The organism is Terribacillus halophilus, assembly GCF_900101385.1.
Taxonomy (GTDB): Bacteria; Bacillota; Bacilli; order Bacillales; family Amphibacillaceae; genus Terribacillus; species Terribacillus halophilus.
The window spans coordinates 114,651-130,045 of record NZ_FMZB01000006.1 but is presented as its reverse complement, the minus strand read 5'-3'; the positions used below and the strand labels follow the sequence as shown (position 1 = coordinate 130,045).

The following is a 15,395-nucleotide window of genomic DNA, read 5'->3' as shown; positions in this document are numbered from 1 at the left end:
AGTGCCCCGTTTTTTTAGTAGCTCTCTATCGTGTTGTCATTTGTGTCAATTGGTTTCCTGACAATCGCCAGGATCCCTGCGACTAGAAATAGGATTGACGGGATAAAAGATACGAAAAGTGTCAGCAAAGCAGACAGAACGGCAGTTACAATAAAGATAACGCCAGAAACTGTGGCTCTGCCGTCACGGCGTAATAGCAAGATTCCTACAATACCCAGAATAGCCGATATTACACTGACAATGACGAAATACCATCCCAATCCGCCTAATACACTGCTTATCAGATCTGCATCTTGAGCTGTAAGGGTAGGATCATTATAAATCTCCTCCCTCATGGCATCTCCAGCTGCCACGATGAAAAATCCAACCAAAATGGCAGCCAATGCATTAAAAACAACACCTATAATTCCCAAAACCAATTCTGCAGTACGTCCAATCAATCTGTTTCCCTCTCTCTCAGCCCTCTACTCTACTTTCATCCAAAGGTCTTCTCGCAAGTACCAGGATGCCTGCGATCGTGTACAATACACCACCGATAAAGCCCGATAGGAATGTACCGATCGAACCCACCAAAGCCGCGATGATCAACATGACACCCAGTCCAACCTGCTTACGACCTGCTTTAAGCTTTACTGCTGCCACAATACCTAAGATGGCAGAGATCACACTTACAATGATGATAAAGATCCCGATGGAACTTGCCATATTGGCAACCAGATCTGTATCAATCGGCTGATCCAACCCATTATCCAAAATTTCACCGCGAGCCGCTTCGGGATCGTACGTAGCAACTCTAACAGTTGTCATGACCGCAGTAATGAGGAAGACAATTGCACCAATGATGGCAAGTACCTTCTCCGCTGTTCGTTTCAACATGTCAAACCTCCTTCCCGCGTTAGTTCTTAATAAGTCTCTCCCCTATCATTATATTGCTCAACAGGCTTTCGCACAATCGCCATGATCCCTGCGATCAAGTAGAGGATGCCGCCGATGATGCCTGTAAAGATAGACAGAAGTGTACCAAGCACTGCTGTAACGATAAGAAGCACACCAGCACCTGTTGCTTTCTTATTTGGTTTAAGCATAGCTAGGGAAACAAAACCAAGAATTGCACAAATCACATATAGAATGATCAGCCAAATAGACATTCCATTCACGAGATCAGTAAACATGGAAGCATCCTCTTGCGTAAAACCTTGGTTTAGGAGTTCATTGGTTGCCGCTTCATCCGATCCTCCAAGACCTAAAGCTGACCAACCTGCGAAGATAAGAAACAAAACTGCCCCAATGATTGCCAATACTTTTTCTGCTGTTCTTTTCAACATATAAATTCCCCTCTCTTATTTTAGTGACCCGCCACATCTCGCTTGGCGAACAATACCCATCCTACGACTAAGAAGATTAGATAATACACAATGATGGTTACAATCGCAAATGTAAGTGTTAAATCGTCTATCATCTTATACCCTGTTGTAAATTGCGTTAAATCCAGATTAGCAAACAAGATGTATTTTGCAAACGGTTTGTCTGCTATGAAGCTGACAACCGATATGCCAGCGAACATCAAGAAGATGGCCGTTCCGATGGCCAATGCACTGTTACGGAATGCTGCCGATATCATGAAGGCAAATGTTGACCATACTGCCAGCTTAACCAGCTGCAGCCCATAATCCTGGGCAATCCGTGTCCAGACAGAAACATCGACGATTTCTCCGTCCTTCAATTGGAGCACAGAACCATCTCCCCCAAGTCCGAAGAAAATCATGCCGAACAACCAGGCGGAGATAAATAAAACAATCAATGCCGTCAATGCAAACAAAAGGACGCTCGCATACTTTGCAAAGAAGATCTTTGTTCTTGTTGCAGGTCGGGTCAACAATAATTTGATTGTACCCCAACGGAATTCATTGGCCAAAATACCTCCGGCAACGATGATAGTAATCAGACTGAGCACACTTGTCAGGTAATGGCTCTCATACAGGAATCCCCAAGCCGACATTCCTTCCGGCTTTAAATCGTTCTCTATCCGGTAATTGTTTATGGCGATGTTCGGGTCTGTTGGGTCAATTTCTGCATACATTTGATTTTCTTCTTGCAAGGTCTGCTTCCATGTCTCATCTTCGTACGGCATGATACCTTCAGCTGTCCGCATTATTATTGCAAAACCAAGAACGATGACAACAAGGATACCAAGCAATATCCATGTCGACAGCTGGCTGTACAGCTTTGTCTGTTCGTTACGGACAAGCTGGAAAAAATTACTCAATGACATTCTCTCCAATCACATGTAAGAATTTATCCTCTAGCGTCTTCCGTTCGACTGCAAAGCCATGCATTTCAATATCAGCGACTGCCAGTTCTTTGATAATGGATGGAATTTCACCGCGTGTTATCGGGAATGTCAGTTTCTCACCGCTGGCCATAGCCGTTACACCAAATCGTTCCTGCAAAAGACGCTGTGCTTTTTCGTGATAGCTTGGTGGACAATCGATCTGAACAACTTCAGTAGGTGCATCCTCTTCGGTATTTTGGATTTGCTGGATAGAGATGAGTTCGCCGTTTTTCAGGATACCGATCCTGTCACACATCAGTTCCATTTCGGAAAGCAAGTGGCTGGAGACGATGACTGCCACATTTTCCTGTTCTGCCAATCTGCGTATGTATTGGCGGATTTCACGAATACCTGATGGATCCAAACCATTCGTCGGCTCATCCAAAATCAAGATGGATGGATTATGTAATAATGCCTGTGCGATGCCTAGCCGCTGACGCATACCCAAGGAATATCGCTTTACTTTTTGATGGATGCGCTTTTCAAGTCCGACGAGTTTCACCACTTCATCGATTCGCTCTCTCGAAATCCCGGGAATCATTCTTGAAAATACAAGCAAATTCTTATAACCTGACATGAATCCATATAATTCCGGGTTCTCGACGATAGCGCCTACATGTCGGATTGCCTCTTTATAATCCGTCTTAATGCTCTTTCCTTGAATGCGCACATCACCTTCCGAAATCCGGATCAAGCCGACCATCATGCGGATTGTCGTTGTTTTTCCTGCTCCATTCGGTCCTAGGAAGCCGAATACCTCACCCGGCTGAATGTCGAAGTCCAATCCCTTCACAATCAGTTTAGAGCCGATCTGTTTCTTCAGCCCGATCAGCTGCATCGCCGGTTCTGCCATTTGGTTCACCCTTTCCTTGTAACATATTTGTCACTTTCCATAATATGTACGAGCCTCCTTGTCAGATTGTTTCATTTTTTAATAGAAAAACACCATGAATCACGTAATTCATGGTGCATTAGTTATTAATTACTATGTTTTTTACGACGGTTCCATGCATAAAGTACCGCTCCGGCAGCCATCAATACCGCACCGGTTAAGAGAACATTACCAACCGGAGACGCTGTATCCGGCAGGCGCTTCCCTTCTTCTTTCACTGTCTTAGTTGCAGTCTCCGCTGGTGTGACTGTTACCTTTTCTTTTACAGGCGCTTTGTGTTTTGGAGCTGCCTGCTCAACTGCCGGCTTTGGTTGTTCGACAGCAGCCGGAATGTCAAAGATGTCATGGTTCACCAGATCTCCAGTCAAAGAGAAATCCATCAGTAGGTTACCGTCTGCATCATACAGCTCGACAAACAGTATTTGATTGCCGATGTCTGTTATACGAGATAACTCCTCGATGGTGACTTCCTGCTTCGTTTCCCCATCTACTAAATAAAATTTGGCTTGAAGCTGGAACAAATCCATTGCTTCTGCCCAAATGGACACGATTTCTTCTCGTTGGCTGTCATCAAGCTCATTGATCGTTTCAAAGTCACTGAATACCTCCAAGCGATCATACAATGCCAGCAGTCTCTCAAAGAACGCCTCATCCATGCTGCTCAGGACTGTATGTAGATGGTCATAGAAATTCAGGTATTCCTCTTTGCTGATCCCGATTGCTTGAAGGAATGAACTTACTGATTCCCATTCCATCTCGAATTCATAGCCGCTTTCGGTATAGATGAATGATGCTAATTCATCATAGCTAGCAAAGTCATCCAATGTCATTCCATTATCGTTCAAAAGTTGATCCAACTCTTCTTTGCTCATGTCCACTTCCAGCAACAGGAAATGCAAGGACACACCGTTGATATCGTTGTAGATCATTTCGTATAGATCATCCATATACACATAGCTGTAAAGATCGAATCCATTTTCAGCAAAGAGATCGGCTAATTCCTTCTCTGTCATATCAAGATCATCGGCAAGCATCTGGAGGTTCACGGCATTTACCGGTTCACCCATCACATAGTACAAGTCGGTAACAAGTAAAACATCCTTGGCCGTATAACCCTTCTCTGCATATCCTTGATCCTTTAGCCTTTGCTCGAATTGTTCCGCAGTATAATTATTTTCATCCAAAAATGCTTGGAAGTTTTCACTTGTTACCGGATCACCGAGTGATTCACGTAGTTCTTCCACGGATCCTGCATCGATTTCCTCGAGAGTTCCCCAGTCAAAATCAACTAAATAACGTTTCAAACCTTCTGCATCTGTACCAAGCTCAGCAGCATAAGCTTCAAGCTCTTTCACATCAATGGCAGCGAACGCAGTCTGCGGAGCCACCGCTTGCAAGCAAAGCAAAACCATGATCATTCCAACCACTAGTTTCTTTGTCACGTATGTTTCCTCCTGGAAATATATTTATGTAATTCCAGAATATTATAAACGCAACCCGAAGGCTTGGCTACATAATTTTCCACAAAATTTAAACTTTTTTACTTGACATCGAAAAACCCCTCATTCAAGGGGTTTTTCGACAATAATTTACTTATTTCAAAGATATTCCCATTCGTTTTGAGCGGGTTTGCATGCCCATTTTGACGTAGAAATCTTCTGCCCTGGAGTTGAAATTCCATACATTCAACTCTATCTCTGAGGCCCCGATTTTTTTGCCATGTCGTTTGACTTTCTCAAACAGATGGCCACCGATTCCTTTGCCGCGCATATCGGATCGGACACAGAATTCCTCAATAAAGATATGTGCACGATGTGAAACCGTCTCATTTGTTATCCGTATTGTAGCAAAAGCCATGACTTCCTTTGCTTTTTCCACCAAGAAAACCTTTTTATTATCGAGATAAATATTGCTTTCGAACACATGCTGATCAAGCGGTTCCGTCTTTTGGGCGAAATACTCCGGCTGATTTTGATAATGTGTATTGTATAATTCCTTGTACAGAACAGCGACTTGGTCATAATCAGAGACCTTGGCTTCGCGTATCTTGAACATCGGCTTCACCTCTGCAGCTTGTAGTCTTGTTAACCAGTTTATCATGTTCGTCCCCCTCCGTCATAAAACTGTTCAAATAAACTGCCGTCAGCAGAGAAAACGCTTCTTCTAGCCATTTCTCCAAACGAATCGGGAATCCCTGCGTAACTTTGACAAGTTTCTAGATCTATAGGAAAATAGAAGGAACGAAAGGAGGTGTATACAGATGCTGTACGCTTTTTGGAATATGTTCGCCGATGATTTTACATCGTTGGTATTTTATATCGGTCTGACGATGACCCTCATATTGGCGCATCGGACAACAACGAAAGTCACGAGTCGTTTTCGTACCAGTGATGTGATGCAATGGCAGTATGTCTATTCATTAGACAACTGGCAATTGCATACTCCTACTACTATTTCTTACAGCAGGCCGATCGTTCATTGGCTCGTTCGCACTACCATGCGCAAAGACGGTCCGGACGATGATGGTGAAGCAGCTTCTTGTTTGTATCCATATAAGAATCAATCGATACAACAAGGAGGAAAAACAATTTGCAACGCACATCTGTATCCACTTTCTTCAAAAAGTACGGTATTATTTTAAGTTCCATTGGTCTGCTCGCAGTATTGGCAGGATGCCAGGGCACAAGCGGAGGAACATCTGGTGAGGGATGGTTCAACCATTATTTCATCAGTCCGTTCTCTTACTTGATCAAGCTGATTGCCAGTTACTTCCACGATGATTACGGTATCAGCATCATTTTGATCACCTTGGCAGTACGTCTCATCTTGATGCCTTTGATGCTGATGCAGCTGAAAAAAGGGTACGAAACACAGGAAAAAATGAAACTGTTCAAGCCGGAGCTTGATGCTCTGCAAGCCAAGTACAAAAACAAAACAGATGCTGAGTCCCGGCAAAAACAGCAGCAGGAAATGATGGAGCTATATCGGACTCATGGTATGAACCCTTTCTCAGCAATGGGATGTCTCCCGCTGTTGATCCAGATGCCGTTTCTGATCGGATTCTATTCGGCCATCCGTAACACACCAGATATCGCAACGCATGATTTCCTTTGGTTCAATCTCGGGACGCCGGATATTGCGCTGACAGTGATTGCCATGGCAGTCTACTGGCTGCAATACCGCGTCTCCCAGATTGGGGTGGATCCGGCAAGAAGGCAGCAAGCCCGTATGATCGGTATCATTTCACCACTCATGATCGGCTTTATCTCCTTCAGTTCACCAGCGGTACTACCGCTATACTGGGCAGTCGGTGGACTATTCGTCATCTGTCAGACATTGCTGGCAAAGTTTTTATTCCAACGTAAAAAATGAGCATAAAAAAACCACTTCCATGATCGGAAGTGGTTTTTTGCTTATTATTCTACAACATTCACTTTCAAATCAACATCGATGTTGCCGCGAGTCGCTTTGGAGTATGGGCAGAACTGATGGGTCTTTTCCAATAGATCTTCTGCTTCTTCCTGGGAAACTCCTTTTACGTCCACAGTGATAGCAGCAGCGATTTTGAAACCATCGCCATCTTTCAATAAGCTTACATCAACAGAAGTTTCTGTCTCAACGCGCTTACGCTCAGCTCTTGCTACATGATTGAAAGCTCCGTCAAAGCAAGCGGAATATCCTGCTGCAAATAATTGCTCTGGATTGGAACCTTCACGATCTTTCTTGCTGCCCGGTTGAACAAGGTCAAGATCGATCAAACCATCATCAGATTTTACATGGCCTTCACGACCGCCAGTTGCTTTTGCGTGAGATGTGAACAATACATCACTCATGTTAATTCACTCCTGTTTCGTTTATTAGTTTGAAAAAACTGCATACAGTATTACTAATTCCTTTTTACCGTTATTTTAAACATAAAGCAAACGAATTGCTTAAGCTGTGACGTCTCTTTTCATGAAGCTGAACCAGGTGATACCAGTGATGATGACAAAATAAATCGCCATCACTGCCACGGAGAACCCTATTGTCATACCATCCACAGGCGGAACATTACCCGGGTTGTATACTGTCAGATCCACATTATTGAATAAGATATACTTCGACCAATCATATCTTGAAAGTATGAAACTAATGGTCGGGAAGAACATCGAAATGAAGATGGAAAATCCGATTGCCAAGGCCGTATTACGGAAAATGGCAGATAAAGCAAATGCAATTGTCGCATAGATTAACGTCTGGACAAAATTCAGCCCGTAATCTCTCAAAGTGGAAGCTAGTATATTATTTGTCACAGCTTCTCCATTATCAAAGACAACACTCTTCGCCTCGAATCCATTAAATCCGAAGAATATTCCACCGATAATAAAGGAAAATCCGATGAAGAATACAAAGAAAATAACTGTTGTGACGAGCATGCTTACATACTTGGAAGTTAACACACTGAAACGAGAAGGAGTCTTGGTAAGCAATAATTTGATTGTGCCCGTACCGAATTCAGAAGAGACAAGCCCCCCTGCAATGATAGCGATGAACAAGATAAGAAATGGCGCACAGTAGTACATGATGCTTTCCATATAAGATGCAAGTGAATCATTTTGAACTGGCGCGATGTCGTGATCCAGCTGATATTGCATGGTGGTCAAATCCTGCTGGATGTCCGCGGCATCCAACTCTCCAGCCTCAACTTGTTTTTGTAAGTCCTGTATCTGCTGTTCTGTGTTTGCTCGCCAGTCACCATTACTGTCCTCTGCGTAATATGCCGTAAATGCAGCGATTGTAATGAGTAATGCCGCCGCAATACCCAGCATGATCCACGTCGACAGACGACGGAAAGTTTTCATATGTTCATTTCTTACCAGATTAATAAACTTAGACAATTTCCTTCCCTCCAGTCAATTCCAGGAATGTATCTTCCAATGTTTTCGTTTCTGCTTGGATGCCGTAGATGTTGATTGCTTCCTGCGTCAATTTGGCTGCCGCTGCCGGAATCTCATCACGCGTCAGCTCAATGATGACATGTTTATCCTTGATCTGCGGTTTTTTGCTTCCCATATCCCTCAGAACGATTGCTGCCTGATCCACCGGTTCGACCTGGAAGCTGACCATTTGTGTTTGTTCACTCGATATTTCATGTACTTGCTGCACCCCTAGCATCTTGCCATGCTGCAGCACTCCGATTCGGTCACACATCAATTCCATTTCGCTCAATAAGTGACTGGATACGATAACTGCAAGCCCCTCTGTTTCTGCCAGGTTGCGGATATATTCACGCATTTCGCGAATCCCGGCTGGATCCAAGCCATTTGTCGGTTCATCAAGAATGAGGACATCCGGACGATGCAGCAATGCTTGTGCAATACCGAGACGCTGTCTCATCCCAAGGGAATAGGTTTTTACCTTGTCATGTATCCGTTTCTTCAAGCCAACCAGCTCGATGACTTCATCAATCCGTTTTTTATCAACGCCATCATTCATTCTTGCAAAATGCACAAGATTCAGATAACCAGACAGATACTTATACATTTCCGGGTTCTCGACAATCGCACCGATATGTTTCATCGCTGCTCCATGAGATGTTTTGATACTATTGCCTTTAATCAGGATATCTCCATCCGTTATGCCCATTAATCCGACAATCATCCGGATCGTAGTAGTCTTCCCGGCACCATTGGGCCCTAGGAAGCCGAACACCTCACCTGGATAAATGGAGAAATTGATGCGATCGATGATTTTCCGGCCGCGTATCACTTTGGTTACTTGTTTGATTTCAACTGCTGGCTGCTTATGCATGTTTTTTTGCTCCTTTGCTTGTAATAAGAGTTGTAATGCTTCTTTACTCATAGATCGAGCTCATCCATTCCAATATGCCCTTCTGCTCATCATAGCGAAGTTCTTCCACATCCCGGTGATCCACCAATACACCATCCTTAATAGCAATCACTTCATCGAGGATCATTTCCACTTCCATGATCTGATGCGTGGAAAGGAGAACAAGCTGCTTCTGTGTGTCCACGAATGTGATCAGGCCTTTCACAATGGAATCCCGGACAAGCGGATCCAGACCGGATAGCGGCTCATCCATCAGCAGGACCGGTACTTCCCTCGACAGCGTCAGGATGATTTTCAGCCTGCCGCGATTCCCCTTGGACAAATGTTTCACCTTGGTATTGGCATCCAGATTCATATAAGCTCGGATTTCTTCGGCTTTTTCTTTATTGAAATCAGGGAATTGCGTCGCAAAGAAATCGATCGTCTGCTGAACGGTGTAGAAAGAATAATACTCATCTAGCTCGGACAGATAACTCACTTTCGAAGCCATCCGGCGTGTCACTTTCTTTCCGTCCAGTTCCACAGACCCTTTGGTCGGGCTGATCAGACCAGCAATGAGCTTCATCGTCGTTGATTTACCCGCTCCATTCAATCCGACAAGACCGATGATTTTGCCTTTATCGAGCTTCAAATTCACGTCTCTCAGTGCCGTCTTCGTCATATAACGCTTTGTCACATCTTTGAATTCAATCATGACGCGCGCCTCCTTCCAAATAAGTTTGGAGCCCTTCGGTTATTTCCTGATTTTGATAACCCATGTCGTGCATGACTTGGATGAAATTCTCGATTTGTTCTTGTTTCAGCTTCTCACGTATCGAAAGAAGAATATCTTCATTTTCCGTCACGAATGTTCCTTGCCCTCTGCGTGATTCCACGATTCCCGATGCCTCCAGTTCGCGGTACGTCCGCTGTACCGTATTCGGATTTACTTTCGATGAAACTGCCATTTCCCGTACAGAAGGCAGTTTGTCGCCAGGCTTCAATTCGCCGCTGACAATCTGTCTATTCAGCCGATCTGCCAGCTGCAGATAAATCGGCTGGGAAGATTGAAATGTATCGGTCATACTCTACACCTCTACTTTTTTGTCTAATAACCAAGATGCGATGAAGAAGATGATGAGAATAGTAATCAATTCAATAACATAATTACCAGCATAGATGAAAGTGTTCTCACCTTGAAAATTGACTATGGCTTCTTTGACACTAATATCGAATTGAAGAGAATTTGCGATAAAGCCTAAATCGATTTTCCCCCATTCTGTAATCGCAGTGTAGAATTTGGTATCTACTATAAGTCCATATGAAAGATAGGCAAACACCCACCAGCCTATGAAGACAACTGTTCCACTTAGAAATGATGGCATGTATCTTTCCAATAGTAGAAAAACAACGTATGCAAGAATGACGTAAACAGAAAAGTCTACTGAAAAGGAAACTACGTGCAGGAATGCAATTATACCGATCTTAAACCATGTGTCATTTGAAAACTCGACAAAGTGCAAACCACCTAAATATGCCGCAATACTTACGATGAGCAAAGAAATAATCATGTAAACCGTTCCTGTCACCAGTTTTGCTGCGAGAAGGCCTGAAGCGTGCATCGGATTATGGAGCCAGAGATGCAATTTTTTTCTTTCTACTCCAAGACTATAAAGCATGTAAATAGCCATGAAAAAGAAGTGTCCGCTGCCCCAGACTAAACCGATGATACCGACAGCATCCCACACATGTCCAAATCTATAGGTAGTAGCGGCGACTATAACTAAGCCGACAAGGAATAGAACAACTGCCAATAGCAAGATCGGCAATCCCACACGGAACTCCTTCTTAACTAATGCTAGCCAAGCTTTCATGAAATAAACCCTCCTGATGTATTGCTGTATTAATCAAATAGTACACTAATACATAAATACACGTCAATAGGCAAAGAAAAAAAGCTGGAACATTTTTTCCTGTTCCAGCTTTTTCTTAGTTTCAGCCTTCGTATCCGATGGATTCCTTGTAGGCTTTCGCGTATTGATCGGCTGCTTTGATAGCATCCACGACCTGGTCTGCTGTGATTGTTCCAGGCAAATTGTGAATGGATTCCCCTTCTTGTACTGCTAGTTCGGCAACCTTGAGCAAGTCTTCATCCGACACATCTTTCAGTTTGATATCTTCCAGCGTAACCGGGAGTCCCAGAGCGAGATAGAAATCAATGTATGTGTTGATTTCATCCAATGTGCGATCCTCCAGGGCCAGCTGTGTCAATGTACCGAATGCAACTTTTTCCCCGTGAGTAAGATTGTGGATTTCGCCATGCAGGGCGGTGAAACCATTGTGGATGGCATGTGCCGCTCCAAGTCCGCCGCTTTCAAAACCGAGTCCGCTGAGCAGTGTATTGGCTTCGACCACAGCTTCCAATGCAGGCGTGACGATCTGACGCTTATTAGCTTCATATGCAAGCAAACCATACTCAAACAATACTTCTTCCGCTTTCTCCGCAATCGCTTGCCCGGCAATCGTCGCCAGACCGCCAGCCATGTTCGTGCCCCGTCCTTCGATGGAGGCACGCGCTTCCACCCAAGTGGCCATCGCATCCGCAATTCCGGAAGCTAAAAAGCGCGGAGGTGCTTGGGAGATGATTTTTGTATCGACTAGGACAAGGTCCGGATTCTTGTCATAAAACTTGTAGCTCTCGAATGTTCCTTCCTCAGAGTAAATAACGCTCAAGCCGCTCGTCGGTGCATCAGTCGATGCTGTCGTCGGCATGATGACAACCCCGACCTGCAGCTCGTCCGCGACTGCTTTGGCTGTATCCAGTGTTTTCCCGCCTCCGATACCGATAACAACATTACTTTCCTTGCCTTCACCCGCAATTCTTTTGATCTCTTCCGTCGAGGCTTCTCCGCCGAATACGATTTTCTGTGTTTGGATACCGTTTTTCCCCAAATCCTCAAGCACTGTATCACCTGCCAAGTCCCATACAAAATCATCAGCAAGTACTAGTGCACTATCTCCGATTTTTTTCACATGCTCGCCAGCTTTCTGGAGCACATCCTTTCCTTGAACATAGCGGCTTGGACTGATAAATACTTTTTCCATGAATAAGACCCCTCTCCAACTTTTAAATAATCACACTCCAAATCCTTTTCCCTTTTTGTTCTGTTTGCTAACGTAAATTTCCTCTTTCTTGGCAAATTAATCGCGCTTTGTGCATATATTTCATCTGGAGCCATGAATGTAGAGGAGGGCTAGAATTGACGCAGCAATCCAATAACAAATACCGGCCGGCCCAGCCCGGCACGAACTTCTATTTCCCACCCCAGCACCAAGACCAGCAGCCTGGTATAGAGGGGCTGATGCAACCGAGGCCGATCATTGAGACAGATAAGTATAAAGGAGCAGGAAAACTTACTGGAAGGGTAGCCATCATCACTGGAGGTGACAGCGGCATCGGTGCAGCAGCAGCCATTGCTTTTGCAAAAGAAGGTGCCGATGTTGTCATCCCCTATTATTATGAGTACGAAAACGAAGATGCCAGACGTACAAAGAACAGAATCGAGCAGCTTGGCCAGCGCTGTACATTGATTGTAGGCGACCTGCGCAGCGAAGCGCATTGCCGGGCTGTCGTCGAGCATACTATCCAAACTTATGGGAAACTGGATATCCTTGTGAACAACCACGGGGTCCAATTCCCTCAAGACTCCCTGACGGATATTTCCACCGCTCAATGGGATGCGACATTTCACACCAATATCTTTGCTTTCTTCTATTTGACCAAGGCAGCACTCCCTCATTTGAAAAGGGGAAGCACCATTGTGAATACGACGTCAGTGACCGCTTACGAAGGAAAACCTGACTTGATTGATTATGTTTGTACGAAAGGAGCAATTGTTGGCTTCACCAGGGCGCTATCCCAGAACCTTGCCACAAAAGGAATACGAGTGAACGGTGTAGCGCCGGGACCGATCTGGACACCACTCATCCCTTCCAGTTTCTCCGCTGAGGATGTTGCCACTTTCGGTCAGGATGTACCAATGAAACGTGCCGGCCAGCCATATGAACTGGCTCCGGCATATGTATACCTGGCTAGTGAAGACTCCTCCTACGTAACAGGGCAAATCATTCACGTAAACGGCGGTACAATGGTGAGTTCCTAAAAGAAAAAGCCTGCGCAATCAGTATGCGCAGGCTTTTAGTTTCAATAGGATGCTTTGTAAATCTCAAGTGAATCTTCTTTATTCAGTTTGCGATATCCGCCGAATTCACCGTTCGCGTAAGCTTTTTCAGCCATCAATTCCAAACTATCCTCGGATATGTCGTAGTCACGAAGCGTAGCCGGAGCATCGATGCTGTTCCAGAATGCACGCAGGGCATCAATTCCTTCCAGCGCAGCTTCCTTATCCGTTTTGTCTGTCGGATCAACCCCGAAGACACGGACTGCAAGCTGTTTGAAACGAGGGGCAGTCTCATCATCAAGTACATGCTTCATCCAGTTCGGGAAGATGATCGCCAGACCGCCGCCATGCGGAATGTCATGGACTGCAGAAACAGCATGCTCCAAGTTATGTGTCGCCCAGTCGCCACGATAGCCCATATTCAGCACGCCATTCAATGCCATAGTTCCGCTATAAAGGATAGCAGCGCGATTGTCGTAATTCTCCAGATCCTCAAGAAGCTTCGGTCCTATTTCCATCACAGTGCGCAACAAGGATTCACAGAAACGATCCTGTAATTCCGTGTTTGTTGTTGTATGGAAGTAATGCTCCAATGTGTGGGACATCATGTCAACGATGCCATAGATTGTTTGATCACGCGGTACCGTGAACGTATTCTGCGGATCCAAGATAGAAAATCTCGGGAATGTATGCGGGCTTCCCCAGCCATATTTCTCATTTGTTTCCCAGTTCGTGATAACAGAACCAGAGTTCATTTCAGAACCTGTCGCTGCAAGGGTCAGCACTGTACCGAATGGAAGAGCATCTTCTGCGAAGGCTTTCTTCGTCACGATATCCCATACATCACCATCATATTTCGCACCTGCTGCAATCGCTTTTGTACAGTCAATTACACTACCGCCGCCAACAGCGAGCAGGACATCGATTCCTTCTGTTTTACAGATTTCCACACCTTTGCGTGCAGTAGAGACACGAGGGTTCGGCTCCACACCAGAAAGCTCGAATACTTCTGCGTCGATTTCTTTCAGTTCCGTTATTACTTTGTCATACAAGCCGCTGCGTTTGATGCTGCCGCCACCATATACAAGCAAAACTTTTTTGCCATAAGCAGGAATTTCTTCTTTCAATTTATCTAATTGATCTTTACCGAAAATCAATTTCGTCGGGTTATAAAACGTAAAATTATCCAATCTAATCGCCTCCACATTTTATTATGCTAAAGGGCCGGAACAGAAGTAAAGCAATCCGCTCAGCCTGTCAAAACTTGAGATATATAAATATGTCCATTTCATTCACTCATTCTCGCTGCAGCGGTAGAGAACAGCAGCGGAATGAGCCGCCGGATTTGATGATTTCCGAGAAAGTCACTTCGACGACCGTCACGCCTTCTTTACGCAGCGCTTCATTCACGCGCTTATTGGAAGGCAGGCTAACCAGCTTATTTGGTGCAAACGAAAGGATATTGGTCCCCATATAGAATTGTTCTTCTTCAGAAATCTCGATCGTCTTATACAGCTTGCGGAACCTATCCAGATCTGCCTGCTCAAAAGCTCCTGGATAAAGGATTGCCAAATCATCCCGGACCAAATTGAAGACGCAATCCAAATGCAGGATATCCTCACGAATCTTCACTGGAATCACTTCATATTCCGGCAGCAGCTGCTGTAATTGCTGTACAGCATTCTTGTCTGTCCGTTTACTCAGACCGATCCATACTCGTTGATGATCAACAACAACATCCCCGCCTTCAATCGTACCCGCCGTGATATCCTTGTATGTAAGTTCCTGTTCCTCAAGCCATTCACGCAATACTCTGGTTTCCCCTTTGCGTATGTCATCTTCCATATTCGACGCGAATAACGTATCTCCTATACAAAAACCGATATCCCGGGTATAGACTTGCTCATTGAATGGTTCCTGTGCCGGTAATGACATCACATCCACCCCATGATCCCTTAGTGCATTTACAAAATCGGCGTGCTGCTTCATGGCTGTATGCTGATCGATATTATGATTCAAATAGTGCTTTTGTGTTTCATTGATCACTTTCCGTATTTCCATAAATGTTGGCGGACAGACGACAACGTGCTTAAGCAGACCAAATTCCGTCTGGCACTTGATTTGAGGTTTTTTCTCTTCCTGCATCTTAGTCATATGGTACCCTCCATTGTTGGCTTTTGGA

The 15,395-nt window shown here is 44.7% G+C and carries 19 protein-coding genes; 3 read left to right on the top strand and 16 right to left on the bottom strand.

Going from position 1 to position 15,395, the window contains the following annotated elements; genetic code table 11:
• Positions 1–14: 14 nt before the first annotated feature.
• From BLQ53_RS11740 to BLQ53_RS11710, 7 genes are all read right to left on the bottom strand, one after another.
• Positions 15–440: a DUF4064 domain-containing protein gene (locus BLQ53_RS11740; RefSeq protein WP_093727510.1), complete on the bottom strand. Its 426-nt coding sequence runs from the start codon at positions 438–440 to the stop codon at positions 15–17.
• 16 nt (positions 441–456) lie between these two features.
• Positions 457–876: a DUF4064 domain-containing protein gene (locus BLQ53_RS11735; RefSeq protein WP_093727509.1), complete on the bottom strand. Its 420-nt coding sequence runs from the start codon at positions 874–876 to the stop codon at positions 457–459.
• A 26-nt stretch (positions 877–902) separates the two neighbouring features.
• Entirely contained in the window at positions 903–1,325 is a 423-nt protein-coding gene (locus BLQ53_RS11730; RefSeq protein WP_093727508.1) for a DUF4064 domain-containing protein, read from the bottom strand.
• A 20-nt stretch (positions 1,326–1,345) separates the two neighbouring features.
• On the bottom strand, positions 1,346–2,272 hold the full coding sequence (locus tag BLQ53_RS11725; RefSeq protein WP_244499337.1) for an ABC transporter permease: 927 nt from the start codon (positions 2,270–2,272) through the stop codon (positions 1,346–1,348).
• The gene (locus BLQ53_RS11720; protein WP_093727506.1) at positions 2,259–3,185 is read right to left on the bottom strand and encodes an ABC transporter ATP-binding protein; all 927 of its coding nucleotides are present in this window, start codon (positions 3,183–3,185) and stop codon (positions 2,259–2,261) included. Before BLQ53_RS11720 ends, BLQ53_RS11725 begins: the two co-directional genes overlap by 14 nt.
• Before the next feature lie 125 nt (positions 3,186–3,310).
• Positions 3,311–4,666 (bottom strand): processed acidic surface protein, encoded by a 1,356-nt coding sequence (locus BLQ53_RS11715; RefSeq protein ID WP_093727505.1) that lies wholly within the window; start codon positions 4,664–4,666, stop codon positions 3,311–3,313.
• 151 nt (positions 4,667–4,817) lie between these two features.
• Positions 4,818–5,324, bottom strand: a complete 507-nt coding sequence (locus BLQ53_RS11710; protein WP_093727504.1) for a GNAT family N-acetyltransferase — start codon at positions 5,322–5,324, stop codon at positions 4,818–4,820.
• Between the two features lie 160 nt (positions 5,325–5,484).
• Here BLQ53_RS11710 and BLQ53_RS11705 point away from each other — a divergent pair, with 160 nt between their 5' ends.
• Positions 5,485–5,865, top strand: a complete 381-nt coding sequence (locus BLQ53_RS11705; RefSeq protein WP_093727503.1) for a hypothetical protein — start codon at positions 5,485–5,487, stop codon at positions 5,863–5,865.
• A complete protein-coding gene (gene yidC / locus BLQ53_RS11700) occupies positions 5,814–6,596 on the top strand; it encodes a membrane protein insertase YidC (RefSeq protein ID WP_093727502.1) in 783 nt (260 codons plus the stop codon). The genes BLQ53_RS11705 and yidC overlap by 52 nt, the downstream gene beginning before the upstream one ends.
• 44 nt (positions 6,597–6,640) lie before the next feature.
• Here the strand turns inward: yidC and BLQ53_RS11695 are convergent, their stop codons facing one another.
• The 7 genes from BLQ53_RS11695 to BLQ53_RS11665 form a co-directional block, all read right to left on the bottom strand.
• On the bottom strand, positions 6,641–7,057 hold the full coding sequence (locus BLQ53_RS11695; protein ID WP_093727501.1) for an organic hydroperoxide resistance protein: 417 nt from the start codon (positions 7,055–7,057) through the stop codon (positions 6,641–6,643).
• Positions 7,058–7,156: 99 nt separating this feature from the next.
• Positions 7,157–8,101 carry an ABC transporter permease gene (locus tag BLQ53_RS11690; protein WP_093727500.1) on the bottom strand — a complete coding sequence of 315 codons (945 nt, stop codon included), beginning with the start codon at positions 8,099–8,101 and terminating at the stop codon, positions 7,157–7,159.
• Entirely contained in the window at positions 8,094–9,014 is a 921-nt protein-coding gene (locus BLQ53_RS11685; RefSeq protein ID WP_093727618.1) for an ABC transporter ATP-binding protein, read from the bottom strand. Before BLQ53_RS11685 ends, BLQ53_RS11690 begins: the two co-directional genes overlap by 8 nt.
• Positions 9,015–9,057: 43 nt before the next feature.
• Positions 9,058–9,747: an ABC transporter ATP-binding protein gene (locus tag BLQ53_RS11680; RefSeq protein WP_093727499.1), complete on the bottom strand. Its 690-nt coding sequence runs from the start codon at positions 9,745–9,747 to the stop codon at positions 9,058–9,060.
• Entirely contained in the window at positions 9,740–10,117 is a 378-nt protein-coding gene (locus BLQ53_RS11675) for a GntR family transcriptional regulator (protein ID WP_093727498.1), read from the bottom strand. Before BLQ53_RS11675 ends, BLQ53_RS11680 begins: the two co-directional genes overlap by 8 nt.
• A 3-nt stretch (positions 10,118–10,120) precedes the next feature.
• Positions 10,121–10,906, bottom strand: a complete 786-nt coding sequence (locus BLQ53_RS11670; RefSeq protein ID WP_093727497.1) for a hypothetical protein — start codon at positions 10,904–10,906, stop codon at positions 10,121–10,123.
• 121 nt (positions 10,907–11,027) lie between these two features.
• Positions 11,028–12,137, bottom strand: coding sequence for a glycerol dehydrogenase (locus BLQ53_RS11665; protein ID WP_093727496.1), 1,110 nt, complete (start codon positions 12,135–12,137; stop codon positions 11,028–11,030).
• Positions 12,138–12,292: 155 nt separating this feature from the next.
• Between BLQ53_RS11665 and BLQ53_RS11660 the strand changes: the two genes are divergently transcribed.
• Positions 12,293–13,195 (top strand): SDR family oxidoreductase, encoded by a 903-nt coding sequence (locus BLQ53_RS11660; RefSeq protein WP_170829677.1) that lies wholly within the window; start codon positions 12,293–12,295, stop codon positions 13,193–13,195.
• A 41-nt stretch (positions 13,196–13,236) separates the two neighbouring features.
• Here BLQ53_RS11660 and BLQ53_RS11655 read toward each other — a convergent pair whose 3' ends face one another.
• Together BLQ53_RS11655 and BLQ53_RS11650 are read right to left on the bottom strand one after the other, a co-directional pair.
• Positions 13,237–14,403, bottom strand: coding sequence for an iron-containing alcohol dehydrogenase (locus tag BLQ53_RS11655; RefSeq protein WP_093727494.1), 1,167 nt, complete (start codon positions 14,401–14,403; stop codon positions 13,237–13,239).
• Positions 14,404–14,509: 106 nt separating this feature from the next.
• Entirely contained in the window at positions 14,510–15,367 is an 858-nt protein-coding gene (locus BLQ53_RS11650) for a dimethylarginine dimethylaminohydrolase family protein (RefSeq protein ID WP_093727493.1), read from the bottom strand.
• Positions 15,368–15,395 lie beyond the last annotated feature (28 nt).